Source organism: Roseibium sp. SCP15, assembly GCF_040329435.1.
Classification (GTDB): domain Bacteria; phylum Pseudomonadota; class Alphaproteobacteria; order Rhizobiales; family Stappiaceae; genus Roseibium.
Genome location: NZ_JBDZYI010000002.1, coordinates 947,722 through 974,453, shown reverse-complemented (window position 1 = coordinate 974,453; position 26,732 = coordinate 947,722). Strand labels below are relative to the sequence as shown.

The following is a 26,732-nucleotide window of genomic DNA, read 5'->3' as shown; positions in this document are numbered from 1 at the left end:
GGAATGATCGCGATCATGGATACGCCAAACCAGTATCAGCCATTGACGCCGGAGGAGCTTGGAGCCCGACTATCCGCCATTGATGCAGTGGCGAACAGGGTTGGAAGAGATCCGGCGACCTGGCAGGTCAAGGAAGTCGGCGACGGCAACCTGAACCTGGTCTTCATCGTCGAAGGCCCTGAAGGCACGGTGATCGTCAAGCAGGCACTGCCCTATGTCCGGCTTGTCGGCGACAGCTGGCCGCTTCCGCTTTACCGGGCCTTCTTTGAAAACCACGCTCTGGTGCGTCAGGCGGAAAGGGATCCGGGAGCCGTTCCGGAGGTTTATCACTTCGACGAGATGCAGGCGCTGATCGTCATGGAGTTTCTCGCGCCCCACAAGATCCTGCGTCGCAAGCTTATCGACGGTGAAAAGGTTGCCGGACTTGGCACGTTCCTCGGCAAGTTCTGCGCGCGCACGGCATTCCGAGGGTCTGAGCTTTCCATGAAAAGCGCCGACAAGAAAAAGGATGTCGGTCTCTTTTCAGGCAATGTTGAAATTCCGGCGATCACCGAAGCGCTTGTTTTCACCGACCCCTATCACGAAGCGGAGATGAACCATCATACCGATGGGCTCGACCCGGTGGTTGCGGAACTGCGCTCCAACCCGGAACTGAAGGCGAAAGCCCAACGCCTGCTGATGAAGTTCGCTTCGAACACGGAGACAATGCTGCACGGCGACCTGCACAGCGGTTCGATCATGTCGACCGATACGGACAGCCGGGTGATCGATCCTGAATTCGTTCAATATGGCCCGATGGGGTTCGATCTCGGCATGCTGCTCGCGAACTTCTTCATGGCGTATTTCAGCCAGGAAGCCCATCGCCACGATGCCGCGCTTGAAGATTACCGGGAGTGGATCCTTTCGGTTGTTGCAGAAACCGTGAAGGCCTTCGACGAAGAATTCACCCACCTTTGGAAGACGGAACGAACGGGGATGCTTTATCCCGTTGCGCTTTTCGAAAGCCAGGGGCATCACTCGGGTGATGCCTGCGCGGATCTGCTGGACGAAATCTGGGCCGACGCGCTTGGCTTCTGCGGAATTGAAATGCACCGGCGCACATTATCGCTTGCGCACAACGCCGATTTCGAAGAGATCGAGGACAAGGACCTCAAGGCCCGCCTGGAAGCGCGCAACCTGTTGATGGGAGCGGAACTGGTTCTGAATGCCAGGACGACAACATCAATCGATGAACTGCTCACGCTCGCGCGCCAATTCAACAAGAAGGACATCATATGAAGGTCGACGGAACCCATTATCGCTCGCTCTGGTGGGACGAGGACAAGGGCGCCCTGCAGATCATTGATCAGCGCTGGCTGCCTCATGAGTTCCGCATCCAGCAGGTTGATACGCTGCAGGACTTTGCCGATGCCATTGTTGAGATGCGCGTGCGCGGAGCACCATTGATCGGTGCGACCGCAGCGTATGGCATGGCACTGGCTGCCAAGCTCGATCCATCCGATGACAATCTGGACAAGGCCTGGGAGTATCTGGACAAGACACGTCCAACGGCGATCAATCTGCGCTGGGCACTCAACAGATGCCGCAATTTCCTGAAGCCGCTGCCGATCGATGAGCGTCCCGCCGCCGCGCTGAAACTCGCGCATGAGATTTCCGACGAAGACGTCGACATCAACTACCGCATCGGTCAGAACGGACTGGACATCATCCGCAAGATTGCTGCAGGCAAACCGGATGGCGAGCCGGTTCGCATCCTGACCCACTGCAATGCCGGCTGGATTGCAACGGTTGACTGGGGAACGGCAACGAGCCCGATGTACCAGGCTCATGACGAAGGCATTCCGATTCATATCTGGGTCGATGAAACACGTCCGCGGAACCAGGGGGCTCTGACCTCCTGGGAGCTCGGCAGCCACGGTATCCCACACACCTACATTACCGATAATGCCGGTGGTCATCTGATGCAGCACGGCCTGGTCGACATGGTCATCACCGGCACGGACCGCACAACGCGCCGCGGTGATGTCTGCAACAAGATCGGCACCTACCTGAAGGCTTTGGCGGCAAAAGCCAACAACGTGCCTTTCTATGTCGCTCTGCCGTCGCCGACCATCGATTGGACGGTGGATGACGGCGTCGCCGAAATTCCGATCGAGGAACGCAACGAGCGCGAAGTGACCCACATTCAGGGGCTGACGGACGACAATGCTATTGGCGTGGTTCAGGTCACGCCGCATGGCACGCCGGGTGGCAATCCTGCCTTTGATGTGACGCCGAACCATCTGGTGACCGGCCTGATCACGGAACGGGGCGTGTGCACGGCGAGCCCGGAGGGACTGGCTGAATTGTTCCCGGACCTTGCCCAGGTTGCCAAGAGCGCATGAGTCCGGGTCCGGCCAAGGCAAGGTCAACGGAAACCAGAAGCGGAGCGCGCGGAGTTGCTGCGCGCTCTCGGTCTCAGGAGGACGCCATTCTTGAAGTGACCTGGTGTTACTATCAGGAAGGCATGAACCAGAACGAGATCGCCGAACGGCTCGGAATTTCGCGTGCCACGGTCGTCAACTATCTGGCCGAAGCCCGAAAGCGGGACTATGTCCGCATTTCACTCGACAGCGACATATTCCGAAATCAGGAACTTGCCCGTGGTTTGGTGGATCGCTTCGGCCTTCAGGACGCAGTTGTCATTCCCTCTTCGCCGGGCAGCCCGGACCAGTCTCTGGATCGCGTGACGCGTGTCGTTGCTGACTGGCTCCCGAACCTGCTGGAGCCGGGGGACCGTCTGGGTGTTGCCTGGGGGGAAACGGTCTACAGGGTGGCCGAGGCAGCTCCCCGTATCACCATGGAAGATCTGACGGTCGTGCAGCTGGTCGGCTCGCGTCCTGCAGCCCTCGGCTTTGCCGCGGAAACCTGCTCTGCAACACTTGCCCGCCGCTATGGCGCACATTGTGTCAATCTGCATGTTCCTTTGCTTCTGTCCGACAGGGGCCTGGTCGAGCAGTTGAAACAGGAACCGGTCATCCAGATGCAGCTGCAGGCGGTGGCCGATTGCAACAAGACCATCTTTGCCTGCGGTACCTGTCAGAGCGAAAGTCATGTGGTTCACACCGGCTTGCTTGATCGTGGCGACATTGAGGACTGTACCCGGAAAGGTGCCATTGGTGTGATCTGCGGTCGCCTGATTGACCATGAGGGCAATGGTCTCGACCGGGAGATCGAAGACCGTATGATTGCGGTCACTCTGGATCAGATGCGCAACAAGGAAATGGGCCTTTTGGTTGGCTCGGGACCTCACAGGGCCGAACCCATGCTTGCAGCCATTCGCGGTGGTTACGCGACCCATGTCGCCACCTGTTCGGATACGGCCGCAGCCATACTCAATCTGGCGAAAGATAATGCTTAAAGCACCTTACAAGGACACTCCGGAACTCCGGCAGGCGATCATCGATACCTGCAAGGAGATGAACCGGCGCGGTATCAATCAGGGCACTTCCGGCAATGTGTCCGCGCGCGCCGGAAGCAGGATGATAATCACTCCCTCAGGCGTTCCCTATGACAGGATGACGCCGAACATGCTGGCATCGCTGCCGATCGAGGGAGACGGGGAGGCCGAAGGCCCGTTCCCACCTTCAACCGAATGGCAGTTCCATCTGGCGCTTCTTCGCAGCAAGCCGGACATGCATGCCGTTGTCCATGCGCACCCGGTTCATTGCACGGCGCTGTCCATCAATCGGATGGAAATCCCGGCGTGCCACTACATGATCGCGCTGTTCGGTGGAGATACTGTTCCTCTGGCGGGATATGCGCTCTTTGGCAGCGACGAACTGGCTGAAAATGTTACCAGTGCAATGGCTGACAGACATGGTTGTCTGATGGCAAATCACGGGGCAGTTGTTGTCGGCGAAAATCTGGACAAGGCGCTCTGGCGCATGGAAGAACTGGAAGTCCTTGCCCGCGCCTTCATCCTCAGCCGCTCCCTGGGCGAGCCGTACATCCTGTCGAAAGACGAGATCGATGAAGTGCTCGGCGCGGTCGCCAACTACGGCATCAAGTCTGCTTGATTGAGGCGGCTAACTCTACTTCATCCGCATCACGCGTAGCGGGCGGGCATTCCCCGTGTTGCCGCCAGTGACCCCAGCCCTGAAAAGATGATCAGGGTGAGACCCAGCAATGCGACGCTGTCCGGCCAGTCGCCAAACACCAGAATGCCGAGCACTGTCGCGGATATGAGCTTGCTGTAGACGAGGGGGGCAACAAGGCTGGCATCGGCCATCTTGTTGGCAACCACCAGAACATAGTTGCCTGCCGCAGACCCGAGAGCACTGAGAACAATCAGCAGCCAGAGACTTGTATTTTGCTCCGGCATGTCGACGCTCAGACCGAACGGGGTAAGCAGGATTGAGCCGATCAGGAGCTGGGACATCAACAGCAGGCTCGGCCGCATCGCACCGGCCAGAAGTTTGGTCATGAAGAGATAGCAGCCGTAGCAGACACCGGCCAGCACGGCGAAGAATATACCGGTTGACGCCCCAAAACCCGGTTTGACCACCAGCAGAACACCCAGAAAGCCAAGGCCAAGCAGCACTGATTGTGTTCGTGAAGGCCGCTCGGAAAGAAAAATGATTGCCAGGACAAAGGAGATGAGCGGTCCAACGAAAAAGGCGCCGAAGACGTTTGCGATCGGTTCCGTCTTGAGCGCCGTCAGAATGGAGCAGATTGCACAGGTGATGAAGATCGCACGCAGGATCACCCGCCAGTCCTTGTAGGCTGCCAGTTCATGAAACCTGATCCGCGCCAGCGGCCACAGCGCAAGTGCTCCGATCACGAACCGTGAAAATGCGACCAGAAACGGATTCACGCCGCCAGCCGTCAGAAGCTTGCCACATGTGTCGCCAATCACGATCAGAGTGACGGCGATAAAGACAGTGCCTGCAATCCGGCACAGCTCAAAGGCTGACATTGGGAAGTACCGTTCGGAAAGATTTTAGGACGTGTATCCGATACATGTGAAAACCGGTCCGGTTGCAAGCCCGGCAAACACGATTTCTGTTCTCTTTGTGCGTCTCGCACAAAAAGTGTTCAAGATGCCGCGGGAATGTTGAGACCTATTTCTCGACCAGAAACTCCACGGGTGCACCGTTCTTCTTGCCGTCCAGCAAGATCAGGATGCGATAGGCCTCTTCAGTTTCCTCCAGAACGAGCAATGTCTCGGCACTGTCATTTGCATCAATTCCGGGAAGTTGGCCAAGCGGCTTCGCAGCGTCCTCTTCCTTGCCGCTCCAGAACCACACTGTCGGAAATGGGGAAGGGGGCTTTCGGTTTTCGCCGCAGGTCAGTTTTTCGTCACCTCGGCGGTCGTCGCTTCGACCGGACAGGATGAGAAACCCGTCCTTGACGGCCGTCAGGTCCCGTATGCCGACGTTGTCGCCCAGTTTCACCTTGTCGATTTTTGCCGAGGGGGCGGTGCTCATGAAGAGCTTATCGATCGGAACCCACATGACCAGCGCGTGTTCCGACAGGCACGGGCTTCGCAGACCAAAGAGCAGGTCCTCTCCCATGACCGAAAGCCCTTCGATCGTCACGCCGTTCCGATCCAGCGTCTTTTCAGCAAAGGCGCTCAGAGGCTCCGTGTTTCTTATGGTCTCCTGCAGCAGTGTCGTGCGGGAAATCTCCGGAGCAACTTTCTTGTCGTCGAACTTGAAAGTGGGAGCCCCGGTTTCCGGGTCGACCGGGAATCGAAACAGCACAAAACGGGATTGCTGGAACTCGCCACTTCTGGATAGGCCGTGCGAGCCGGTGACGAAATAGAAGCCGGGTTCGCCTGTGTTCCTCGGTGGAACATAAACGGCGCCTTCTGCGTCAATTTCCTTGGTTTTCTTGCCGTCAATCTTTCCCGGCAGCAGCCTGATCAGGCGGCCAGGCTCCAGTCGCCTATCATCAATCTTGAAAAACTGCGCGTATTTCTTTTCATCGTTCACCGCCAGACACTGACCGAGATCAGGTACGCAGGCCGCGCCGCTGATCGACTCACGCGCCTTGTCGCTTTTCTCGAAATTCGGTTTCACCTTCCAGGTCTCGCTGGAGCGAGAGATATCTGCGATGGCTGAACTTGTTGCTAATAGGGGTAAAAAGGTAAGTAAAATCAGGCGCATCGGGAGACTCCGGAACGGGAAAGCTATGCAGCTTAGCATGCCGAATCCTGAAGCAAGAGATGCAGAGCCGAAATTGACGGGCTGTTTCGTGGGCTGCCAGGTCCTGAAGGCAAAAAAACAAAAAGCCCGGCATTGCTGCCGGGCTTTCTGCGTTCAGGTCTCTTTCAAAGAGACGAAAACTTAGTCTTCGGACTGCTGCTTCAGAGCGGCACCCAGGATGTCGCCGAGAGACGCACCGGAGTCGGAAGAACCGTACTGAGCGACAGCTTCCTTCTCTTCTGCGATTTCCAGAGCCTTGATGGACGCGGAAACGCGGCGGGTTTTCTTGTCGAACTGGGTGATGCGGGCATCGAACTTGTCGCCGACGGAGTATTTTTCCGGGCGCTGATCTTCGCGGTCGCGGGACAGGTCCGCACGACGAACGAAGGCAGTCAGGTCGCTGTCTGCGATCTTGACGTCCAGGCCGCTGTCTTTGACTTCGATGACTTCACAGGTCACGACAGAGTTCTTGCGGATTTCGCCGCCTGCACCTGTCTCCATCGGGTCGCCGGTGAGCTGCTTGATGCCGAGAGAGATACGCTCTTTCTCAACGTCAACATCCAGAACGACGGCCTTGACCATGTCGCCCTTCTTGTACTCTTCGATGACCTGCTCGCCCGGACGGTTCCAGTCGAGGTCGGAGAGGTGAACCATGCCGTCCACGTCGCCGTCGAGGCCGATGAACAGGCCGAATTCGGTCTTGTTCTTGACTTCGCCTTCGACGTTGGTGCCGACCGGGAACTGCTCTGCGAATGCATCCCATGGGTTCTGCAGGGTCTGCTTGAGGCCCAGGGAGATGCGGCGCTTGACCGGATCGACTTCCAGGATCATCACTTCGACTTCCTGAGAAGTGGAAACGATCTTGCCCGGATGGACGTTCTTCTTGGTCCAGGACATTTCAGAGACGTGGATCAGGCCTTCGATGCCCGGCTCCAGCTCAACAAATGCACCATAGTCGGTGATGTTGGTCACGCGGCCGGTGAACTTGGCTTCGATCGGGTACTTGGCTTCGATGCCATCCCACGGATCGGTTTCAAGCTGCTTCATGCCGAGGCTGATGCGGTGCGTGTCCTGGTTGACGCGGATGATCTGAACCTTGACGGTCTGGCCAATGGTGAGAACTTCCGACGGGTGGTTGATGCGGCGCCACGCAATGTCGGTGACGTGCAGCAGACCATCGATGCCGCCGAGGTCGACGAACGCACCGTAGTCGGTGATGTTCTTGACCACACCTTCCACGGTATGACCTTCTTCCAGGCTCTGGACCAGTTCGGAGCGCTGCTCCGCACGGGTTTCTTCCAGAACAACACGACGGGAAACAACGATGTTGCCGCGGCGCTTGTCCATTTTCAGGATCTGGAACGGCTGAGGCGTGTGCATCAGCGGGGTCACGTCGCGAACCGGGCGGATGTCCACCTGGGAGCGCGGCAGGAAGGCAACAGCGCCATCCAGATCGACGGTGAAACCACCCTTGACCTGGTTGAAGATCTGGCCGTTGACTTTTTCGTTGGCTTCGAATGCAGCTTCCAGGCGAACCCAGCTTTCTTCGCGGCGAGCTTTTTCGCGCGACAGAACGGCTTCACCGAGTGCGTTTTCAACGCGCTCCAGGTAAACCTCAACTTCGGTGCCGACACCCATTTCGCCGTCGCGGCCTTTGGCGCCGAATTCCTTCAGCGGCACGCGGCCTTCAACCTTCAGGCCTACGTCGATGACGGCCAGGTCTTTTTCGATGGCAACAACGGTGCCTTTGACAACAGCGCCTTCATAGAGGTCGTTCTGGACGAAGGATTCTTCCAGAAGAGCTGCAAAGTCCTCGGTAGAGGGATTGAAATCAGTCATTTATTCTCCTAGCGCCTTTTGGCGCGCCGCCGGCGGGTTGGTGTTGCACTCCGGACTGTCCGTTTCCCGGGATCGCGGTTTCCGCAAATCCTTCCGCTTCAAGAGCGGGCCGGCGGGGGCGGGAGACGGAAAATCCGGTCTCGTCACAGGACGCAAAAAAGCCGCGTCCTGCCGAATTACTTTTTGTTCTAACAAGAACTGCGGGCCCTTAAGGCCCAATGCTCCGGATGCACGAACAGGGGCGCACCTCAAGGTGAACCCCCTAAATCAATTAAGCATCCTTGGCGCGTGATACGATATCCACAGCCGCCTGGAACGCGGTCTCTATATCCATTTCTGTCGTATCTAGCAAGACCGCATCGTCTGCTTGTTTCATCGGAGCCACTGTCCGCTGGCTGTCCCGTTCATCGCGCCGCTTCAGGTCGTCAAGCACCGCTTCATATACCGCGTCGACCCCTTTGGAGATCATTTCGTCGGTTCTGCGCCGCGCACGCGCTTCCGCGGACGCGGTCACGAACAGCTTTACGGTGGCGTTCGGGCACACGACTGTGCCGATATCGCGCCCATCCAGGACAGCTCCAGGAGGCGTTTCGGCAAAACGGCGTTGCAGGTTGACCAGCTCCTCACGCAAGCCGCCGAGAACGGCGATCCGGGACGCCGCTTCTCCGATCTCATGAGCGGACAGAATGGACTTGTCCATCTGAGCCAGATCGAGATTCTGTGCGATCTCGATGGCAACCGCTTCATCGCCAAGCGGCAAGCCCTTTGCCAAAAGGGCGGCAGCCACCGCGCGATAGGTCAGGCCCGTATCCAGATGGCGCAGTCCGAAATGGTCAGCCAGCCGGCGTGCGAGAGTTCCTTTGCCGGATGCTGCCGGTCCATCAATTGCTACGATCATGCGGCCTCACTGGCGCTTGCGGAAAATTTTGCGCCGAGTTCTTCGAACAGTGATGTGAACGTCGGGAAGCTCGTCGCAATCACCGCGCCATCGTCCACGGTCACCGGCTTGTGGCCGGCCATGCCGAGGACCAGGAAGGACATGGCAATGCGGTGATCGAGATGCGTGGTCACCGTGCCGCCGCCAATATTGTTGGCGCCGCCCGTAACAGTCAGCGTGTCTTCCGTTTCCACACAGGGAATGCCGTTGGCCTCCAGGCCCCTGGCAACAGCCGCCAGACGATCGGATTCCTTGACGCGCAGTTCATCAAGCCCGGGCATGAACGTATCGCCTTCGGCAAATGCAGCGGCAACGGCAAGCACCGGATATTCGTCGATCATGGACGGAGCGCGATCGGCCGGAACCGTGATGCCCTTCAGTTTGCTGGCCTTCACACGAAGGTCGCCGACTTCCTCACCACCGGTTTCGCGCCGGTTTACGATCTCGATGTCGCCACCCATCTCGATCAGCGTGGTGATCAGGCCGGTGCGATGTTCATTGAGGAGAACATTCTCGATCGTGACATCCGAGCCCGGCACAATCAGCGCGGCCACAAGCGGGAAACCAGCAGACGACGGGTCACCTGGAACGTCAATATCCTGAGGCTTGAGCTCCGGTTGGCCTTTCAGCCTGATCACGCGTTCCCCGGCTTCGTTCATGCTGACCGAGATGTCGGCGCCAAAGCCCTTGAGCATCTTCTCGGTGTGATCGCGCGTCGGGATGGGTTCGATAACTGTGGTTTCTCCCGGTGCGTTGAGGCCGGCAAGAAGCACGGCGGACTTGACCTGGGCCGAAGGCATGGGCACGCGGTAAGTGATGGGCAGAGCCTGCTCGGCTCCACGGATGGAGGCAGGCAGGCGGTCACCGTCACGTGCTATGACGTTGGTTCCCATTTCGCGCAATGGGTTGAGTACGCGGCCCATCGGTCGTTTCGACAGGGATCCGTCGCCGACAAAGGTAGCGGCAATGTTGTGGCTGCCGAAAATGCCCATTGTCAGGCGGACACCGGTTCCGGCATTGCCGAAATCGATGACGTGCTCCGGCTCCAGCAGGCTGCCGAGGCCGATACCATCCACGGTATAGGTTCCGTCTTCATGCTTTTCGATCGTCGCGCCAACCGCGCGCATCGCGTCGGCCGTGGCCAGAACATCTTCAGATTCGAGAAGGCCTTTAACGGTCGTCCGGCCCACGGCCAGGGCGCCGAACATCAACGATCTGTGGGAAATGGATTTGTCGCCCGGCACGCGGATCGTGCCGGTCAGAGGGCTGCCCATGCTCGAAGTCAGGGGAGAGGGCGCAGAATCGTGTGACATTTTCAATGTCCGCAACTTGGGTGTTTTCAAAAAGGTGTCACGTCCTATCATGTGGATGCAGCTTCGTCATCCACTCCAACGCTTGAAATTTGGTTCGCAACATGCAGAACAATGGGGCGAACGACGAATTTGATCCGATTTATCTTTGACAGCGGCAACGCTTGGGGTTATGGGGCGGCCCACAATTTCAAGTCAGCCAGTTAATAAACGAGGGTGAGCACAGTGGCAAAACCTGAACTTGGCACCAAGCGGCTGTGCCCGAGCTGCGGCGCTAAATACTACGATCTGAACCGTGAGCCGATCACATGCCCGAAATGCGGTACCATCTTTGAAGCCGTCATGGTTTCCCGCGCGGCCAAAGCCGCGAAGCCGGAAGAAACCTCCGACGACGATGATGATGATGACGTAGACGCAGCAGCTCCGGAAATCGTGACCCTGGAAGAGGCCGATGCCGAGGCCGAGGGCGGCGATGATGTGCCGGATATCGAAGGTGACGATGTCGACGTCGACGACGACAGCTCCGATGACGATGTCTTCCTTGATGAAGATGACGAAGACGAGGACTCCGTTCCGGGTATCCGTGTCGAAATCGAAGACGACAGCGACAGCTAAGATGCTGATTGGGCAGGGATAATTCCCTGCCTGAGCTTTTCCACAAAGAGTGGAAAAATTCCTGTCATTTTCTGCTTGATCTTGTGAGGCGGTATGCTTATGTTCCGCCTCCATCAGCGCCGGACACCCAAACCGGTCGCACGGAAGATGGGGCCATAGCTCAGCTGGGAGAGCGCTTCGCTGGCAGCGAAGAGGTCAGGGGTTCGATTCCCCTTGGCTCCACCATTCCTTCTCTTGAAGTGATTTTTCCCTAAAATCGAATGATCTCCCGATGCTTCTGCAACGCATGCCTGTTGTGCTGCACGTCGTCCGAGATTGCTGGGTCCTCGATGTAAACCGTCAAGCAATTTGGCTTGAGGCGATTTCAGGGGCGCAAGACCCGGCAGACTAAATCCAATCCTATCTCTACAAACGCCTTCATCACTCGTTGGAGCACCCGTGCTGGAAACCCAGGTTACAATGGGCTTTCAGGCGCTCTGTGTCCTCGGCAGTCCAATCTTGAGGAGCGGTTACCTGAACCCACGGGGCGATATAGTCCTGCGCAAAATACGCATGACCGTGACCGGGAGGCGCCCCGAACGACAGGGCCATGTCCAGTGCAAGCTGGAATTGGGTGACAATCGGGATGAAGGTCAGGTGTTCCGAAACGTCTTCGGCCGGAGGGTCGTTCATCCAGGGCGGTGCGCGCCAAACGGAGAACGGATCGTAAAATACAATCGGGTCACTTGAGTATTGCAGGAAAACAATCCGCATCCTGCTCCAGTCTGCTTCAGCATGAGATGCATCGGCGAAATGAGACGCATAGCGGACAAGCGAGCCATCTTCGATCGTCGGCAGGACCCAGGGACTGCCCGGTTGACGGGCGTTTTGAACGTATTGCCACAGATCTGAAGGAAATGGTGGACCGGCCCAGAATGCTCCGTCAATCGGATCATCGACAAGGCGAAACAGGTTGGTCGCATACATGGAAGACCAGGCGCCGAGGCTCAGACCATGCGCGTAGAGCCTCGGCCGGCTGTCTTCCGGAAGTGTTTTCCAATATCTGTGCACGACCTCCAGCAGTGCGGTGGCCTGGTCAAGTCCGGTGCGGGTCTCAAGAATCAAGGCCAGCGGCGACTGCAGATAAGAGTACTGCGCGCTGACGGTGGCTATGTTTCCATCGTGCATGTATTCGACGGGGTCGTGTGAACCCGGATCCATCCAACCGGTGCCGGTCGGGCTGGTGACGATCAGGACCTCGCGTTCAAATGCGTTGAGACGTATCAGCTCAGCCAATGCAAGTTCGGCGCGTTCTTTCGGCGTTTCCCCGTTGGCGCGGCCGACATAGACCCGAATCGGGTCCATCGCCGGCTTGCCGGTGAAAGCCGAAATTGCCTCGGCATCAGGTCCTGACTGCACAAAGTCCCTGCCGGGCTGCCCCATTGCGGCCCAGTCGATCAGCGAAGCGGTAGAACCGGCCTGATTCGGATTGGTTGGTCGGGGAGGGGCATCGTCAAAAAGCTTCTGTGCAGCCTCGTAACTCTCATCGAGAGCGGTCACGACACGGTCGAGGATCCCGTCACGCGTGACGACGAACAGGATCAACACGACGGCGACGACCCCGAGGACATTGGCGCGCCGAGCCGGCATGAAGCGATAGAATCGGGAGCGGATCCAGCGGAATAGCGTTGCGACCAATGCGCCAATCAGGAAAGCCACGGCAAATGTGAGCGCAGCTGTAGCGAGAATAATCGCAAGATGTTGGGTTTCAACGGGCTCCAGGTCCATTTTTGCCCGCAGCGCGTTTTGCCATTCGAGGTTGGAAGAGAAAGTCCAGACAGCGAGAGCCAGCACAGCGCCTGCCAAGAGCGCGTTGAAGGCCAGTCTCAGCCTTTTATCCAGTCGCGGCAGGTCCGCAGCCTGCCAGATTAGCGAGATGATTCTTCCCAGAAGATATCCAAGGGCAATGACGATCCCTCCGAGCACGCCTTGCACAGCAGGGCCGCGGGGAATGAGCGATGGCGTCAGGGAAGCCGCAAAGAAAAACAGTCCCAGCATCAGGCAGGGGACGGACAGTCCGTAAATCTGAGAGCGGAGCCAATGCATCGCATTCAACCTCGTGCAGGTGTTGCTGCTGCCGTGGAAAATGAGCAGGACGTTGTTGAATTCTATAAATGACCGCGACCGGAACCGGCGGTGCTTCCGTTGCATCAAACCTGTGATGACGATTTCAAGCTTAGCCTAACCTACACAGATTGTAAGAGAATTTTCGTGCGCAACGCTATTTGCTCATGAGGGGTCCCGCGAGGAAATCGTGGTCTTCAACGAAGGCTCAAACGCATTGGGCGAGAGGATTGCTGCAGATGTTCCTCGTAAAAAAGCTCCCGGTGAAAACTCAATTGTGGTGACGAGAGGCATGCGTGTCGGCTTTTCCGGTCACCCCTGGGACCGGAATGCGCAGGAGTGCATTTTCGAGCCTCGACATTCATCAAATTGTGCCCTGGCCAAGGTAATCATCAGGACGATTGGTGCTCATCCAGAAGTGGAAGCGAAGGGTTCTTGTCGAAGAAGGGTTGTTTTTTGCACACGTGAACGTGAGAAAAACTCTTTTCTAATAACATATTGAAGAAATTGAGAATTTAGCTTGCTAAGCGATTTCCTGGAATTTCGGGTGAACTGTCATACGGCCGTAATATCCAATCTCTATTGAAAGACTTGCACACGTGTGCAACACTCTTTGGTACGTTAGCTACTCCTTCCAGAGGGCAGCGTACAACAATAAGCAGGTGAGATAGATGACCACTCTTGTTTCCAAATTGCGCCAGTCCACAGCGGCTGCCGTTCTGGCTCTCACTGCGGCAACAGTTGCCGGTGAAGCCCTTGCAAAAGACCTGACAATCACCGTTTGGGCTGGCGGCTCCAACGACAGCGACGCCTATCGTATCGAAGCGATCGAAATGGCGGCCGACATGCTGGAGCGCGAATACGCCATCAATGGCGAAGAGCTGAACATTACCGTTGAAGGCAAGCGCGACTTCGCCGGTTGGGAGGAGTTCAAGCAGGCCGTTACCCTGGCAGCCGAAGCCGGTACCGCACCGAACATCGTTGTCACCAGCCACCTGGACATTGCACCGTGGAGCAAGGCTGGCCTGATCGTTCCGGTCGAAGACTACGTCGACATGGACGCATGGCCGCTGAACAACCTCTACGACAACCTCGTCGAGATCACGTCCTACAACGGCCAGGTCGTCGGTCTGCCGCAGGACGCCGAAAGCCGTCCGTTCTTCTTCTGGAGAGATACCATGAAGAAGATCGGTTACACCGACGATGAAATCGACGCGCTGCCAGCGAAAGTTGAAGCTGGCGAATACACGCTTGCCAACGTTCTGGAAGACGCCAAGAAGGCTGTTGAGGCAGGGGCAGTTGAAGAAGGTTACGGCTTCTATCCGCGCGTATCCAACGGCCCGGACTTTGCACAATTCTATCAGTCCTTCGGCGGTGAGCTGATGGACAAGGAAACCGGCAAGCTGGTTCTCGACAAGCAGGCCATGACCGATTTCTATCAGTTCTTCGCGGATGCTGTTGAGGCTGGTGTGACCCGCAAGAACCATATCGGTACCGAATGGTCACAGTGGTATTCCGAAGTTGCTTCCGGCAAGGCGGCCCTGTGGCATGGCGGTACCTGGCATTATGCCCGCTACACCGGCAAGGAAGGTCTTGAGGACTTCTTTGGCAACATTCAGTTCACGCTGATCCCGGCTGGTAACGAAAACGGCCGCGCCAACACCATCACGCATCCGTTGACCTACCTGCTGACCAACCAGGACGACGAGGAAGACATCGAGATCGCGGCACAGTTGCTCAAGATCGCTTCCGAGCCGCGGATCAATTCCCTGCACGCGATCAAGTCGGCCCACCTTGGCATCGCCAAGGAGCAGTCCAACATCGAGCTTTATGCAAACGACCAGTGGGCAGCAGAAGCAACCGAACGTCTGCTGGGTCACGCGAATGCACAGCCGAACCATCTGAAATACGGTCAGTTTTCCGAACTGATGTTCAAGGGGCTGGAAACGGCGTGGACCGGTACCAAGACGCCGGCCGAGGCCGTCGATGAAGTGGAAGTTGAAATGAAAGCCACTCTCGGCGACGACCTGATCGTTCGCTAATCCAACTCCCGCCGGCCGGGCAGCGTTTACTCCCAGGTAGCTGTCCGGCCGTCCTTTATGTCAGGGGCAGACAATGCGGCGTGCAGACTTGTTTGGCCTGAGCTTCATGGCTCCGGCGATCCTCCTCTCTGTTCTGTTTTTCCTGGTTCCGGTGCTTTTGACCGGGGTGTTTTCCTTCACCTCCATGAGCACTTCGACCGGTATTACAGGGGGAGCCTACGAAATTTCTCAGGACACGATCCTGCGGCTCAAGGAAGACGGTCTTCCTGCCGAAACGATTGAACGTCTTGAGAGCGATATCTACCAGATCAACGACGCCGGCCTGGCCGCGGTTGAAGAGAAATACGGCGCGAAATTCGCCAAGGAGATTGCCGCTTCCCTTGCCGGCAAGACCTTTGACGGTCGCAGGGATCTGGAGCGGGCTCTGAAAAAGCTGAAGTCCCGGCCGAGATCGACCCGGGAGCTGAAAAAGGCCGCCGATCTGTTCAAGAGTTCGATCCTGAACATCCGCTTTGACAGTGAAAGCCGGTTTCTGTCGAAACTCGAGGACCTCAATCTCGACCTGACGCCAGAACAGACGCAGGAAGTAACCCGTGAAGCCTATACCGGATGGGTCTGGACCACGGAGAACTATTCCCGCATGGCCTCGCTGCCGTCGACATACCGGGCGGCCGCCAACTCTGCCGTTTATGTCGGTTTCACGCTGGCCTTCAACATCGGGTTCGGTCTGTTCCTGGCCATTGCCACGTTTTATCTGCCCTCGGGACAGGCCGCGGCGTTCCGCACGATCTGGTTCCTTCCGCGCATTCTGCCGCCGGTTCTCTATGTCCTGATGTGGAAGTGGATGACCTGGGATACCGGGTTCCTGTCCACGCTGCTGAGTTTCTTCGGCGTCCCGGCGCGAAATCTGATGCTGGACACCGCCTATCACGCCTGGGTGGTTGTCGTCCTGATCAACGGTTTCGTCGGCGCATCCATGGGCATGATCCTTTTCTCAAGCGCCATCCGGGCAATTCCGTCCTCGATGCTTTATGCGAGCGAAGTGGATGGAGCCAGCCGTTTGCAGCAGGTTTGGTACATCATCCTGCCGCAACTTCGCTGGCCGATCCTTTTCACCACCGCATACCAGACGCTCTCGCTGCTGACCTCGTTTGAATACATCTATCTGTCGACGGACGGCGGGCCGGGCAGCGCAACCAATGTCTGGGCGCTCTACTCTTTCAAGATCGCGTTGAACAACTATGGCGGAAACCTGGAATACGGCTATGGCGCGTCGCTCGCCGTGGTGCTGGTGATCATCGGCATACTGGCGTCGATGCTCTATCTGCGCCTCTTCGACTTCAAGACCATGATCGGCAAACCGCGTATCGAGCAGTAGGAGGCTGATGTGACAAAGAATTTCAAGACCTGGCCGATCCTGCTGGCACTCGGCGTAACCTCGATGCCACTGGTCATCATGTATGTCTACCTTGTCGTGGACACGGTTACCGTCAGCCCGCCGGGATCACTGGTTCCGAACGGGGTCACGTTCGAACACTGGCGGTTCCTTTGGGAAGCGCCGGAGGCGGGCCGAACCTCCATCTGGTGGGTGACACTCAACACCTTCATCTTCGCCACCGTTTCCACGGTGGTGGTGCTGTCGGTCTCGCTAACCTCCGGCTATGCGCTCTCTCGCCTGAACATGCCGTTCCGCGGGCTGTTTCTTGCAGGTCTCATTGTCCTGCATGCGTTCCCGACAATCACACTGATCATCGCGATCTTCCTCATCCTGCAGATGATCGGTCTCTATGACACGCTGATCGGCGTGATCATGGTCAAGGCGGCGCTGGAACTGCCCTTTGGCATCTGGATCATGAAGGGTTTCTACGACACCGTGCCGTGGGAAATCGAGATGGCCGGTCTTCAGGACGGTGCCAGCCGCTTCACCGTTTGGCACAAGCTGGTCCTGCCGCAGGTACAGCCCGGTCTGACCGCTCTCGGCATCTTCGCCTTCCTTTCAGGTTGGAGCGAGTTCATCCTGCCGCAGGTTCTGGCACCCGGGGCGAACGCCCAGGTCCTCGGCGTCTACCTGCAGAACCTGATCGTCGACGACGTCAAGCCGGACTTCAACATGTTCAAGACCGTTGGTGTCTTCTACGCGATGCCGGTGATTGTCATCTATCTGATCTTCAATAAGAAACTCATGAACATCTATGGCGGAGGCACGAAGGGCTGATGCGTATTTCCATTGAAAACTTCACGAAGACCTTCGGCGACATCACTGTCATCAAGGACATGAACCTGGAACTTGAAAGCGGTGAAATGCTGGCGCTCCTCGGCCCGTCCGGCTGCGGCAAGTCGACCACGCTCTTTGCCGTGTGCGGTATCCACCGCATGAATGGCGGACGCATGCTGTTCGGAGAACGGGACGTTACCCGCGTGTCGTCACAGAACAGAAATGTCGGCGTGGTGTTCCAGAACTATGCGCTCTATCCGCATATGAACGTCTACGAGAACATTGCCTTTCCGCTGAAGGTGCGAAAGGAAAGCAAGGCGGTGATCGACAAGAAGGTTCAGGACATCGCCGCGCTGGTGCATATCGGCGAACTTCTAGAACGCCGGCCGGCACAGCTTTCTGGCGGCCAGCAGCAACGTGTCGCCCTGGCCCGTGCGCTGGTTCGCGAGCCGGATATCCTTCTGCTCGATGAACCGCTGGCCAACCTGGACGCCAAGCTGCGCCTGGAAATGCGATCTGAAATCCGCCGGATCCAGCTTCAGACCGGTATCACCGCCATTCTTGTGACGCATGACCAGGTGGAAGCCATGTCCATGTGTGATCGCATCGCGATCATGAACAAGGGCAAGATCGTCCAGTTGTCCACGCCGAACCAGATGTATGAGAACCCGGCGTCGGATTTCGTCGCGGGGTTCCTTGGCAACCCGCCGATCGCCTTCCTGGATGGGATTGCAACGGACGGTGGTCTGAAACTGGCTGATTCCGAGGTCACGTTGCCGGTGCCCGCGGGCATCAGCATGCCGGGGCATGGCACGAACATGCGGTTTGGTATCCGCCCGGAATTCTTCCAGCCGGACAACGGGTTGAAAGTGACAGGCAAGATCAGCTTCGTTGAGACGCAGGGCCGCGAGGAACTTTACGACGTTACGCTTGAAAACGGGGCAGTTCTCCGCTCCATTCAGTCCCACGGTGGTGGTTTCAAGCTTGGCGATGAAGTGTCCTGGGGAATTGCCGAAGACAAGATCCTGGCTTTTGGTCCGGACGGAAACAGGCTCTGACAGGATCTGAGATGACTTCTTTTCAACCGGACCGTACCTGGTTCAAGGCTCACAGTGGAACACCGCTGTCAATCGCTCATCGCGGTGCGAGTGCCTATGCCTGGGACAACACGCTGGATGCCTTCCAGCGCGCGCACGAACTGGGTGCGGACATGTGGGAAGTCGACGTCCGGCTGACTGCGGACGGTATTCCCGTCGCGTTCCACGATGCGGATCTGAAAAAGACCTGCGGTGTGGACCTCGCCTTGAGTGACGTCACGGCCGCCAGGTTGATCGAGCTGACGGAAGCAGCTGGCCGGCCGGCGCCCATGTTTGCCGAAGTTGCCGCTTTGGCAGCGAAATTCGGGACGGGCATCTATCTGGATGCAAAGGAAGCCGATGCGGCATCGATGGCGATCGCTGAACTGATCGCCAACAGGATCGAACGCGTCATCGTCGGGGCCAACACTCCGGCTTATTGCGCCGAACTGCTGGAAAAGGGATGTGCCTATCCTGTTTCCATTCTTGTCGGCCTCGACATGGATCCGTTTCTGATCGCCGATCAATGCGGTGCGGAGATTGTTCATCCATGCTGGGAGCGGGCGGGAGACCGGCCTGATCAATTGCTGGATGATGCCTTTTTCGCCAATGCCGAAAGGCGTGGACTGCCGGTGGTTATCTGGCACGAGGAACGTAAGGGTGTCGTTGAAGCATTGGTGAAGATGCCTGTGCTCGGTATCTGTTCTGATCAGCCAGAAATGATTGCCCGTTACAAGTTTGACGGATTGAAGCGTCCGGAAATTGTCTGCCATCGAGGTGCGTGCAAAATCGCTCCGGAAAACACCCGGTCCGCGGCTCAGGCTGCCTGGGGTGGTGGCTTTGACTACGTTGAGATCGATGTCCGGGAGACAGCCGATGGACAGGTAGTCGTGCATCACGACGTTACGCTCGACCGGACAACAACGGGCGAGGGACCGCTTGCGGACAAATCCTCGAACGAGATTGCTGAGCTGGATGCAGGAAGCTGGTTTTCCTCCTTCTTCCAAGGTGAGAAGGTGCCTGAGCTTTCCGAGATCCTTGATCAGGCACAGTTCTGGCAGGGAAAGCTCTATGTTGAGATCAAGCAGGCCAATCCGATTTCTGTCGTAGAGGCAGTCTTCCACAGATTGTCACCAGAAGATGTGTTTTTCTGGTCGTTCAATCAGAAATCGCTGTTAGAAATACGGGAAAATTTTCCCGAAGCGCGTCTGATGGCGCGTCCTGAAGACTATGAAAACCTGGAGGATTGCCTCAACGCGTTTGGCGCGGACATCATAGAATTCAACGTCAGGAACGCGAACGCCGCAGATTTCGAGGCTGTTCGGAATGCCGGACGCAAGACCATGGCAGCCTACATGGGAAGCGATCCGGAGATATTTGACAAACTTTTTCAGCTTCAGCCGGACATACTCAACATCAACGAACCTTTCCTGGTCCAAAGGATGCTGTCTCAAAAGGAACACTGCTGAACGAATAAAGCCTGGTTCAACCAATCGAGTTGGGAACCGGCCGCACAAATGTGTCTTCGAGTTTCGGCTTGAAGATGCTGCCAACAGAAGAGTAATCGCATGTCGGATGACGCCTCTGATACCAGACAGGCTCCGGAGTCTAAAAAGCAGGTCAACTCCTTCGATGTTGCCAGACGGGCCGGTGTTTCCCGCTCGGCCGTGTCCCGCACGTTTACCGATGGCGCAAGCGTTTCGGAAGAAACCCGTAAAAAGGTCATCAAGGCCGCGCGCGAGCTGGGGTACCGCGTCAATGTGCTGGCCCGTTCGTTGCACAAGCAGAAGTCCGACCTGGTAGGTGTAGTTGCGGCGGACCTGGACAATCCTTTCCGCGGTGAACAGATCGATCTCCTGTCGCAAGGATTGCTGGAACGCGGGTTCCGGCCGATCCTTCTGAGAGGGGATCCATCCACGGATGTCGGCGATCTGATTGGGTCGCTGCTGCAATACAGCGTTGCCGGTGTCATCGTCACCTCCGACACCCCGCCGGAGGAGATCTGCATGGAGTGCCTGCAAAATGGGGTGCCGCTGGTGGTGGTCAACAAGCGTGATCCGGGCGCGCCGGTTGACCGGGTGTTGACGGACTTCGACACTGGAGGCCGTCTGGCATTTGAACACCTCGTCGCCTGCGGCTGCCGGAACCTTGCCGTCGTCACGCCTGAAAGGTCTTCCTACTCGGTAAACGGCCGCGCGCTTGCATTCGAACAGGCCGCCAATGATGGCGGGGTACCGGTTATCCGGATCGCGAAGGGAACTCAAAGCTACGCTGGCGGGCTGGAAGCTTCGCACGTTGTCAATGAGTACAGGAACGAGATCGACGGCATTTTTTGCAGTGCGGATTATCTCGCTCTGGGTGTCCTGGACGGATTAAGACACACCTTTGGAATTCGAGTTCCCGAGGATCTGCAGGTGGTCGGGTATGACGACATTGTGCAGGCTTCCTGGAAGTCCTATGACATGACCACGCTTGATCAAAGCCGCAGGGACTTGTGCGAAGTGACACTGGACCTGCTGATGAAAAGGCTGGAAAACCCGGACCTGCCGCAACAGGTCCAGGTGTGCGGTGTGGAGCTGGTTCAACGCGGAACCACAATCGTGAAGGAATAGCGTCAGCTCAAGGTCCAGCTCAATGATACGCCGGTTCCCTTGTCTCGTGTGTAGGTGACCGTGTTTCCGTCAAGTGACACGGCCTGATAGTCCTTCAGCATGGGTTCGCCATCAAACACGATGGTGCGGCAATAAAAGTCGCCTTCCCACGACCAGTCTCCTGAAATGGGGCCGCCCTTGGGGCCGACACCCTCAACCGTTCCGTCGGCGGAAACGATGACCCAGGCACTGCCATTCACGTGTTTCCTGCCTGCGATCTTTTCCAGAAATGCCTGTTTGGTGGAAATTTTCTCAGCCAATTCAGTGTCCTTTCCAGATTGAACTCTGTGTCGTCACCAGCCATTTGTGGGCTGCATGTCATCATAATGCATGAAAATTGGCAGCCACAAAGGCAGACGGTGTGCAGCTGTTGGGCATTCATGCCTGTGATCGTGTAGGTTCGCCGTCAGGTCTGCCCGGTTGCAACGGCAGGATCGAACCAAATCCTCTCTTTAAAAGTTGAGTAATTTATTCCACTTAAATGTTAAACGTGTCGCATGGCGACCTGGAAGTTGGCGGGCTACGCTTTCTTCCACCATATGCCTTTGACAGAAGGCCTCGAAGGCTATGCGCAAAGGCGGAATGTAATCAGATTACGACTGCGGCGCTGCTCCGTTTAGCACGCAGATGGAGGGAATAATGTTCATTGCGATGAACCGGTTCAAGATCCTCAAAGGACATGAGGACGCGTTCGAAACTGTCTGGCGCGAGCGCGACTCCAAGCTGGACAAGGTCCCTGGATTTCAGACATTCAATCTTCTGAAAGGGGCGTTTGACGAGGAAACCGGCACGACGCTCTACGCGACGCACACCGTTTGGAACAGTCAGGATGACTTTGTGAACTGGACCAAATCGGAGCATTTCCGGCAGGCGCACAAGAACGCGGGCAGCAACAAGGCCATGTATGCCGGGCACCCGAATTTTGAAGGCTTTGAGTCCGTTTTGAGCGAGTAATGCAAAAGAAGTCGGCGTCCCGGTTACAGTTTGCCGTGGCAACGTACCCGCAACGCCGACTTCCGCATGATGTCTGTCTTTTCGAACCTACTGCGCAGCCTTCGCAGTCAGTTTGTTCAGGGCACCGGTCATCTTGGTGATGCTTGGATGGTCTGCGGGCAGGCCGTGTTCGGCCGCCAGGGCTGCAGGCGCCCGGTAGACGAGCACCGTTCCATCGCCGGTTTCAATCACAGCGACACGGATGGGCAGATCGAGACCGGCCGTCGGAGCGTCACGAATGACCGGTGTGCCCAGTTGCGGATTGCCGAAGATGACGACTTCGTTGGCCGGAATTTCCATATCGACGCTTTTTCCGCCCTTGGCGTGATCGATACGGGCGAAGACCTTGGCTCCAGCGTTTTCAACCGCTGCCACCAGATTGTCGACCGTCTGGCCGACCGAGTGCGGGCTGGAGACCTTGACCAATTGGTTGTCCGCGGCGTGAGCAATGCCGAGCAGGGAGGAAAGGGCGAAGGTGGCGAGAAGCATCCTGAAAGCGGTTTTGAACATTCAATCCTCCTGTCAAAATCTAGCGCCGCCGAGTTTCACTTTGAAATTGCCGGAAACGCCAATCACAATTGAATGAATGAAGGGCAATTCAATCAGGTATATTTAAGGCGTTGAGTGTCAGAGCTGGCGTGAACTTGCCTGTTCTGATTGCTTCCCATTTGCTGGTTCCTCATTTCTGATCAGCCCCCTGGTGCTTCCTTGGAATGGATTTGATCGCGATCAGGCTGATGAACAGCCAGGATGCGGCTCTGAAAGTCATGGCCGCGACGGTTCGCGCTTCGAAGGCAGCGCCATTCAGAATATGCAGCCCCAGATATGTGAAGACACCGAGAATGAGTGCGAAGATCAGGACCGATGCCTGAACGGCCCAGGCTTTTTTCTTCCAAAGCCCCCAACCGGTGACGACATAGGCAAATCCTGAAAGGAAATTGAACCAGAGCACGAACTGTATGACGTTGCCGAACAGTTCGCGGACGCCCTGGCTGGAGAAGAGCGCAATCCCTCCGGACACGATCGTCAGTGCTCCGAAAACAATCGCGAAGCCTGCAGCAAATCTGAGGGAATCGGACCGCCTGTCTGGACTCCGGCTCATGAAAGGGTCTCCCATCTCGTCATGTCGACACTGGATGGTAACGCCCTTTGAGCGATGGCACGATCACCCTGGTTGCGTCATACCCGCGCGGTGGGGCTCCGCCGTTCGAAAGTCACAATATCGCTTGAAGAAGAATTGACGAATAACAGGCAAGGACACCGGCCGCGCTCGGGCAAACGCAAGCCGGTGTCTTGCCATCAGCAAGAGGCTTTAGGCGGTAAACAGCCCCTCGCTGGTCAGCAGTTCGATTGCCGGCAGGAGGGCAGCCGGATCGACATCGGACGGAATGCCGTTCAGTTCAATGGTGCCGGTCGGATGGGTGATCAGCAGGTCGCCATCGTCAGAGGCGCCAAGACTGACGGCTGCCTGAACACCATCCGTCTCCGGATCGGTGTCGAAGGTCAGGAAGTCGGTGAACTGAAGACCTTCTTCGCCTTCCATCGCGATCATCGCGAGGAGTTCAGGATCGCCATCCCTGAGGTCGAGAACCAGTTTGTCCCTGTTGGGATTGAAGTCGGCAATAACGTCGTCGCCTTCGCCCTCACGGAAGGGATTGAATATGAAGCTGTCGCCACCGCGTCCACCAACGAGGTAGTCGTTGCCTTCCGCGCCTTCCAGCATGTCGGCGCCCCGGCCACCGTTCAGGTAGTCGTTGCCCTCGCCGCCATTGAGCATGTCCTTGCCGCGGCCGCCATGCAGTGCGTCGTTGCCACCATCACCTTCAAGGATGTCGTGGCCCCTGCCACCTTTCAAAAGGTCCCAGCCTTCGCCGCCCTTGATCAGATCGTTGCCGCGACCGCCATCGATGATGTCATGGCCACCAAGTCCATTGGCGATGTCATCGCCCCGGCCAAGGAAAATGAAATCGAAGGAATCGGAGCCGACCACAATGTCCTGGCCACGGCCGGCAAACACCAACCCACCATCAGAAATCGTGATGTCATACGGCAGGAGCACGTTGTCAAGAACGTGGATGATGCCATTGTCGGCCTCGATGCCGTTTGCCGCAGCTTCCGGATTGGTGACATTCGGGTCAGCGAAATCAGGATCCTTGTCGCGCAAGGTCAGGCCGCTTGGCTTGATCGTATCGCCTGAGAGAGTTTCGATCTTGTTGGCAGCAACGACTTCTTCACCGGTAAGGGATTCGCCAACGATATGATAGGTCAGAACCGTTTTCAGAAACGCTGTCGGGTCGCCTGCCGGTGACAGAAGCGCAGACACGCCCACCAGCGTCGTGATGGCAAGCTCTTCATTGTCTCCCACAGCCGGATTGAGTGCATTTGCCAGGTTCAGGAACGCCTGATCGGTTGGTGCAAAAACGGTCAAATCCGCCTCGGCATTGCCCGCCGCGTCGACAAGGTCGGGAAAGAGCGAAAGAGCTGCTCCGAGAATATCGAAATCGCCGTTTTCGTCTCCGTCCAGGTCCGGATTACTAAGTGCTATGTCCAGAATTGTATTCGCAGGCATGAGTTACCCTCCGATGACGCCCCCCAACGCAGCTCAATACGGACCGGGGACGATGCGGATTTGATTGGGTCGGCGCAAAACAGGGTGTGTATTTGTGACTTGTCGGATAAGGCGAGACCCACGGCGACAGGTAACCTTCCGAAAAGATGTGAAACGTCAGGACGTTGCTTGAGAAACAATCAGCCACAACGAGTGGAGAAAATTTGCGTGCAGGACAAAGGGAAAAACTGACCGGGGATTTTTGCAGTCTCGTGAATTTTTCCGACAGCCGATGTGATGGGCTGCCGGCAAAGCTGACCTGACCCTGAAAACACCGGGTCAGGTATGGGGGTGCTCACCGATCGGGTCGCTTGAAGCCGTGTCTGCGCATCGGGCACGTTCCGTCAGTTGATGAGAAAGCCACTTTCAAAGACAGGCTGAGGTTCTCAGAACGCTTGCTCGCGCACCAGAAAAGCACAGGACTTTTCATGGTCGACGAAATTGCTCTCATCTTTCAGAAGTGCTGCCGCCAGTTCCTGACCCTCAGCTGTGCCCATTGCTTCCATCATGTCTTCTTCGGACTCGAACCAGACTTCCGCCACCCCATCGAACTCGGCCATCATATTGCGCGACTGCCGGAAGGCATCGTTCAGCGGCGAATTGAGGGTCTGATCCTGCAGGTACCGTTTGGCGCGCATAGCCGATGCGTTTTCCATGAAAAACGGGCCGTGGCTGTTCTGCCAGTAGTCGAGAAACTGCTCGCGGGAAAGATCCGCACGCCGGGTAAGGCACATGATAAGCTTGATCATTTCGACAACCTCCAAAAGTGTGGACCGGTTGAAGAAGCCTACCCGAACGGCGGAACTTCATCACGAAAATCTGTCAGGCTTCGTTCGACAAGCCGTCGAAGGCCGCCAGCGCTTCGGCGCCGTAGATCATGGAAGGACCTCCGCCCATATACATGGCAACGCCAACCACTTCGAGAATTTCCTGACGGGTAGCTCCCAGCTTGGCAGCAGCGCGGGCGTGATAGGCGAGGCAACCGTCGCAGCGCGCGGTGATGCCGATGGCCAGTGCAATCAGCTCCTTTGTCTTGGCATCAATGGCGCCTGCCTTCATGGCACCGGCGGCCAGCATGCCAAATCCCTTTGCAGCGTCCGGTGCACCCTTGCGCACTTCCGCCATCCGGCCATCAGTCTGGGTTATGAATGCTTCCCAATCGGCGACTGCCATCTCGTCACTCCTTACGTTTTTGACCTGTAGCACCAAGACGTTAGGAGGCGGGTGGAGCAGCGGCGTTGATGTGCGTCAAGCAACGGGAATGTGTGTGTTAGACATTCGTTCAAGCATTCACCGGGGTCACGATCCCCAGCGCAGATGTCAAAAGTCTTTCAATCCAGACGTGCCGATTGCAAGATACGTCCGTTACCGGTTTCAGCCTCTGTCTTTGCTGGCAGGAAAAGGGGAGGAAGTGCGCCGTGAAAACCAGGGCAAGCGTTGCGGCGCTCGTCGGCGTCAGCCTGATGATGGCCACACCCGGCAATGCCGCCGTTCAGGAAGCCGTCGATGCCTGTATCGACCGGCTGAGGGCCGAGGGCGGACCAGACGCCAAGGCCGGAACTGTCTTGAGTTCTGAGTTTTCCGAAGCCGGTACGCTGGTCATGCTGAAGGACCGGGGAGGCAAGATCTGGCGGTGCATCGGCTATTCCGATGGCACGGTCGGTGAACTCAGCCCCGTTGACGCCGCCGCTGAGAATGGTGACGGACCGCAGGAGACCGATACCTCGGCCGGAAGGCCTGTCGCCGGGCCGCCGATTGAAATAACGGAGCGCCTCAACTTTGCCCCTGGCACTTCGGGAGCCATCGCAGAGTTCAGCCTGAAGTCCGGCGAGGCAATGAATTATCTGCTCAACGCCAGAGAAGGCCAGTTCCTGAATGTCAGGCTGGAGACGGAGAGCCCCTCTCTCTATTACATGATCTATGTTCCTGACGGTGGCATTCTTTATGAGAGCGCCCAGACCGGCAACGATTACCGCGGCCAGCTCTATGAAACCGGCGACCACCGCATCGAAGTCTTTTATAATGGTGAACCGGGAACACGTGGAAAGGGGAAACTGGCAATTACGATAGAGTGACGCTCTTGCCAAAACGACAAATCCGTTTGTGTTGAGCTTGCTTTGATGTGAGCTTGCAAAACTTGCGACAGCAATCAGAG

Annotated in this window: 25 protein-coding genes and 1 tRNA gene; 14 read left to right on the top strand and 12 right to left on the bottom strand. The window is 57.1% G+C overall.

Features of this window, described 5'->3' with window-relative positions; translation table 11 throughout:
• The first annotated feature begins 3 nt into the window (after positions 1-3).
• Genes mtnK through ABLO27_RS11890 form a run of 4 tightly spaced genes read left to right on the top strand, consistent with a single transcriptional unit; the run spans position 4 to position 4,058 of the window.
• Positions 4-1,278 carry an S-methyl-5-thioribose kinase gene (mtnK, locus tag ABLO27_RS11905; RefSeq protein WP_353033139.1) on the top strand — a complete coding sequence of 425 codons (1,275 nt, stop codon included), beginning with the start codon at positions 4-6 and terminating at the stop codon, positions 1,276-1,278.
• Positions 1,275-2,384: an S-methyl-5-thioribose-1-phosphate isomerase gene (gene mtnA / locus ABLO27_RS11900; protein WP_353033138.1), complete on the top strand. Its 1,110-nt coding sequence runs from the start codon at positions 1,275-1,277 to the stop codon at positions 2,382-2,384. Before mtnK ends, mtnA begins: the two co-directional genes overlap by 4 nt.
• A complete protein-coding gene (locus tag ABLO27_RS11895) occupies positions 2,381-3,400 on the top strand; it encodes a sugar-binding transcriptional regulator (RefSeq protein WP_353033137.1) in 1,020 nt (339 codons plus the stop codon). Before mtnA ends, ABLO27_RS11895 begins: the two co-directional genes overlap by 4 nt.
• A complete protein-coding gene (locus ABLO27_RS11890) occupies positions 3,393-4,058 on the top strand; it encodes a class II aldolase/adducin family protein (protein ID WP_353033136.1) in 666 nt (221 codons plus the stop codon). The genes ABLO27_RS11895 and ABLO27_RS11890 overlap by 8 nt, the downstream gene beginning before the upstream one ends.
• Positions 4,059-4,087: 29 nt before the next feature.
• Here the strand turns inward: ABLO27_RS11890 and ABLO27_RS11885 are convergent, their stop codons facing one another.
• The 5 genes from ABLO27_RS11885 to aroA all read right to left on the bottom strand — a co-directional run bounded on the left by ABLO27_RS11885 (position 4,088) and on the right by aroA (position 10,277).
• Positions 4,088-4,957, bottom strand: coding sequence for a DMT family transporter (locus ABLO27_RS11885; protein ID WP_353033135.1), 870 nt, complete (start codon positions 4,955-4,957; stop codon positions 4,088-4,090).
• 145 nt (positions 4,958-5,102) lie between these two features.
• Positions 5,103-6,062 (bottom strand): DUF3616 domain-containing protein, encoded by a 960-nt coding sequence (locus ABLO27_RS11880; protein WP_353033134.1) that lies wholly within the window; start codon positions 6,060-6,062, stop codon positions 5,103-5,105.
• A 267-nt stretch (positions 6,063-6,329) separates the two neighbouring features.
• Positions 6,330-8,027: a 30S ribosomal protein S1 gene (gene rpsA / locus ABLO27_RS11875; protein ID WP_352945968.1), complete on the bottom strand. Its 1,698-nt coding sequence runs from the start codon at positions 8,025-8,027 to the stop codon at positions 6,330-6,332.
• Between the two features lie 271 nt (positions 8,028-8,298).
• Positions 8,299-8,925, bottom strand: coding sequence for a (d)CMP kinase (cmk, locus tag ABLO27_RS11870; RefSeq protein ID WP_353033133.1), 627 nt, complete (start codon positions 8,923-8,925; stop codon positions 8,299-8,301).
• On the bottom strand, positions 8,922-10,277 hold the full coding sequence (aroA, locus tag ABLO27_RS11865) for a 3-phosphoshikimate 1-carboxyvinyltransferase (protein ID WP_353033132.1): 1,356 nt from the start codon (positions 10,275-10,277) through the stop codon (positions 8,922-8,924). Before aroA ends, cmk begins: the two co-directional genes overlap by 4 nt.
• A gap of 222 nt (positions 10,278-10,499) precedes the next feature.
• Here aroA and ABLO27_RS11860 point away from each other — a divergent pair, with 222 nt between their 5' ends.
• Positions 10,500-10,889: a TIGR02300 family protein gene (locus ABLO27_RS11860; protein ID WP_353033131.1), complete on the top strand. Its 390-nt coding sequence runs from the start codon at positions 10,500-10,502 to the stop codon at positions 10,887-10,889.
• Positions 10,890-11,038: 149 nt separating this feature from the next.
• A tRNA-Ala gene (locus ABLO27_RS11855) sits at positions 11,039-11,114 on the top strand.
• Positions 11,115-11,309: 195 nt separating this feature from the next.
• Here the strand turns inward: ABLO27_RS11855 and ABLO27_RS11850 are convergent.
• Positions 11,310-12,974, bottom strand: coding sequence for an alpha/beta hydrolase (locus tag ABLO27_RS11850; protein ID WP_353033130.1), 1,665 nt, complete (start codon positions 12,972-12,974; stop codon positions 11,310-11,312).
• Between the two features lie 689 nt (positions 12,975-13,663).
• Here ABLO27_RS11850 and ABLO27_RS11845 point away from each other — a divergent pair.
• The 6 genes from ABLO27_RS11845 (at position 13,664) to ABLO27_RS11820 (ending at position 20,937) form a co-directional block, all read left to right on the top strand.
• The gene (locus tag ABLO27_RS11845; protein ID WP_353033129.1) at positions 13,664-15,034 is read left to right on the top strand and encodes an ABC transporter substrate-binding protein; all 1,371 of its coding nucleotides are present in this window, start codon (positions 13,664-13,666) and stop codon (positions 15,032-15,034) included.
• A gap of 73 nt (positions 15,035-15,107) precedes the next feature.
• Positions 15,108-16,412, top strand: a complete 1,305-nt coding sequence (locus ABLO27_RS11840; protein WP_353033128.1) for a carbohydrate ABC transporter permease — start codon at positions 15,108-15,110, stop codon at positions 16,410-16,412.
• 63 nt (positions 16,413-16,475) lie between these two features.
• Positions 16,476-17,249: a carbohydrate ABC transporter permease gene (locus ABLO27_RS11835; RefSeq protein ID WP_352946844.1), complete on the top strand. Its 774-nt coding sequence runs from the start codon at positions 16,476-16,478 to the stop codon at positions 17,247-17,249.
• The gene (locus tag ABLO27_RS11830) at positions 17,249-18,307 is read left to right on the top strand and encodes an ABC transporter ATP-binding protein (RefSeq protein WP_353033126.1); all 1,059 of its coding nucleotides are present in this window, start codon (positions 17,249-17,251) and stop codon (positions 18,305-18,307) included. The genes ABLO27_RS11835 and ABLO27_RS11830 overlap by 1 nt, the downstream gene beginning before the upstream one ends.
• 11 nt (positions 18,308-18,318) lie before the next feature.
• Entirely contained in the window at positions 18,319-19,794 is a 1,476-nt protein-coding gene (locus ABLO27_RS11825) for a glycerophosphodiester phosphodiesterase (RefSeq protein ID WP_353033125.1), read from the top strand.
• Between the two features lie 99 nt (positions 19,795-19,893).
• Positions 19,894-20,937 (top strand): LacI family DNA-binding transcriptional regulator, encoded by a 1,044-nt coding sequence (locus ABLO27_RS11820; protein WP_353033123.1) that lies wholly within the window; start codon positions 19,894-19,896, stop codon positions 20,935-20,937.
• 2 nt (positions 20,938-20,939) lie between these two features.
• Here the strand turns inward: ABLO27_RS11820 and ABLO27_RS11815 are convergent, their stop codons facing one another.
• On the bottom strand, positions 20,940-21,236 hold the full coding sequence (locus tag ABLO27_RS11815) for a hypothetical protein (protein WP_353033121.1): 297 nt from the start codon (positions 21,234-21,236) through the stop codon (positions 20,940-20,942).
• Between the two features lie 379 nt (positions 21,237-21,615).
• Between ABLO27_RS11815 and ABLO27_RS11810 the strand changes: the two genes are divergently transcribed.
• Positions 21,616-21,930 carry an antibiotic biosynthesis monooxygenase family protein gene (locus ABLO27_RS11810; protein WP_353033119.1) on the top strand — a complete coding sequence of 105 codons (315 nt, stop codon included), beginning with the start codon at positions 21,616-21,618 and terminating at the stop codon, positions 21,928-21,930.
• 87 nt (positions 21,931-22,017) lie between these two features.
• On the opposite strand, the gene ABLO27_RS11805 is transcribed toward ABLO27_RS11810, so the two are convergent.
• The 5 genes from ABLO27_RS11805 to ABLO27_RS11785 all read right to left on the bottom strand — a co-directional run bounded on the left by ABLO27_RS11805 (position 22,018) and on the right by ABLO27_RS11785 (position 25,750).
• Complete coding sequence (locus ABLO27_RS11805) at positions 22,018-22,479, bottom strand: DUF302 domain-containing protein (RefSeq protein WP_353033117.1); 462 nt, start codon at positions 22,477-22,479, stop codon at positions 22,018-22,020.
• Between the two features lie 169 nt (positions 22,480-22,648).
• Positions 22,649-23,071 (bottom strand): hypothetical protein, encoded by a 423-nt coding sequence (locus tag ABLO27_RS11800; protein WP_353033115.1) that lies wholly within the window; start codon positions 23,069-23,071, stop codon positions 22,649-22,651.
• 210 nt (positions 23,072-23,281) lie between these two features.
• Positions 23,282-24,538, bottom strand: a complete 1,257-nt coding sequence (locus ABLO27_RS11795; protein ID WP_353033114.1) for a fasciclin domain-containing protein — start codon at positions 24,536-24,538, stop codon at positions 23,282-23,284.
• Positions 24,539-24,963: 425 nt separating this feature from the next.
• Complete coding sequence (locus ABLO27_RS11790) at positions 24,964-25,326, bottom strand: EthD domain-containing protein (protein WP_353033112.1); 363 nt, start codon at positions 25,324-25,326, stop codon at positions 24,964-24,966.
• A 73-nt stretch (positions 25,327-25,399) separates the two neighbouring features.
• Positions 25,400-25,750 (bottom strand): carboxymuconolactone decarboxylase family protein, encoded by a 351-nt coding sequence (locus tag ABLO27_RS11785; RefSeq protein WP_353033110.1) that lies wholly within the window; start codon positions 25,748-25,750, stop codon positions 25,400-25,402.
• Positions 25,751-25,995: 245 nt separating this feature from the next.
• Here ABLO27_RS11785 and ABLO27_RS11780 point away from each other — a divergent pair, with 245 nt between their 5' ends.
• Positions 25,996-26,652, top strand: coding sequence for a hypothetical protein (locus ABLO27_RS11780; RefSeq protein ID WP_353033108.1), 657 nt, complete (start codon positions 25,996-25,998; stop codon positions 26,650-26,652).
• Positions 26,653-26,732: the final 80 nt, after the last annotated feature.

Coding starts and splice junctions, on each gene's coding strand:
- ABLO27_RS11840 (WP_353033128.1), top strand. CDS start 15,108: ATGCGGCGTGCAGACTTGTTTGGCCTGAGCTTCATGGCTCCGGCGATC.
- rpsA (WP_352945968.1), bottom strand. CDS start 8,027: ATGACTGATTTCAATCCCTCTACCGAGGACTTTGCAGCTCTTCTGGAA.
- ABLO27_RS11845 (WP_353033129.1), top strand. CDS start 13,664: ATGACCACTCTTGTTTCCAAATTGCGCCAGTCCACAGCGGCTGCCGTT.
- ABLO27_RS11820 (WP_353033123.1), top strand. CDS start 19,894: ATGTCGGATGACGCCTCTGATACCAGACAGGCTCCGGAGTCTAAAAAG.
- ABLO27_RS11835 (WP_352946844.1), top strand. CDS start 16,476: ATGCCACTGGTCATCATGTATGTCTACCTTGTCGTGGACACGGTTACC.
- ABLO27_RS11790 (WP_353033112.1), bottom strand. CDS start 25,326: ATGATCAAGCTTATCATGTGCCTTACCCGGCGTGCGGATCTTTCCCGC.
- ABLO27_RS11810 (WP_353033119.1), top strand. CDS start 21,616: ATGTTCATTGCGATGAACCGGTTCAAGATCCTCAAAGGACATGAGGAC.
- mtnA (WP_353033138.1), top strand. CDS start 1,275: ATGAAGGTCGACGGAACCCATTATCGCTCGCTCTGGTGGGACGAGGAC.
- cmk (WP_353033133.1), bottom strand. CDS start 8,925: ATGATCGTAGCAATTGATGGACCGGCAGCATCCGGCAAAGGAACTCTC.
- ABLO27_RS11785 (WP_353033110.1), bottom strand. CDS start 25,750: ATGGCAGTCGCCGATTGGGAAGCATTCATAACCCAGACTGATGGCCGG.
- ABLO27_RS11830 (WP_353033126.1), top strand. CDS start 17,249: ATGCGTATTTCCATTGAAAACTTCACGAAGACCTTCGGCGACATCACT.
- ABLO27_RS11890 (WP_353033136.1), top strand. CDS start 3,393: ATGCTTAAAGCACCTTACAAGGACACTCCGGAACTCCGGCAGGCGATC.
- ABLO27_RS11850 (WP_353033130.1), bottom strand. CDS start 12,974: ATGCATTGGCTCCGCTCTCAGATTTACGGACTGTCCGTCCCCTGCCTG.
- ABLO27_RS11825 (WP_353033125.1), top strand. CDS start 18,319: ATGACTTCTTTTCAACCGGACCGTACCTGGTTCAAGGCTCACAGTGGA.
- ABLO27_RS11795 (WP_353033114.1), bottom strand. CDS start 24,538: ATGCCTGCGAATACAATTCTGGACATAGCACTTAGTAATCCGGACCTG.
- ABLO27_RS11800 (WP_353033115.1), bottom strand. CDS start 23,071: ATGAGCCGGAGTCCAGACAGGCGGTCCGATTCCCTCAGATTTGCTGCA.
- aroA (WP_353033132.1), bottom strand. CDS start 10,277: ATGTCACACGATTCTGCGCCCTCTCCCCTGACTTCGAGCATGGGCAGC.
- ABLO27_RS11895 (WP_353033137.1), top strand. CDS start 2,381: ATGAGTCCGGGTCCGGCCAAGGCAAGGTCAACGGAAACCAGAAGCGGA.
- mtnK (WP_353033139.1), top strand. CDS start 4: ATGATCGCGATCATGGATACGCCAAACCAGTATCAGCCATTGACGCCG.
- ABLO27_RS11885 (WP_353033135.1), bottom strand. CDS start 4,957: ATGTCAGCCTTTGAGCTGTGCCGGATTGCAGGCACTGTCTTTATCGCC.
- ABLO27_RS11805 (WP_353033117.1), bottom strand. CDS start 22,479: ATGTTCAAAACCGCTTTCAGGATGCTTCTCGCCACCTTCGCCCTTTCC.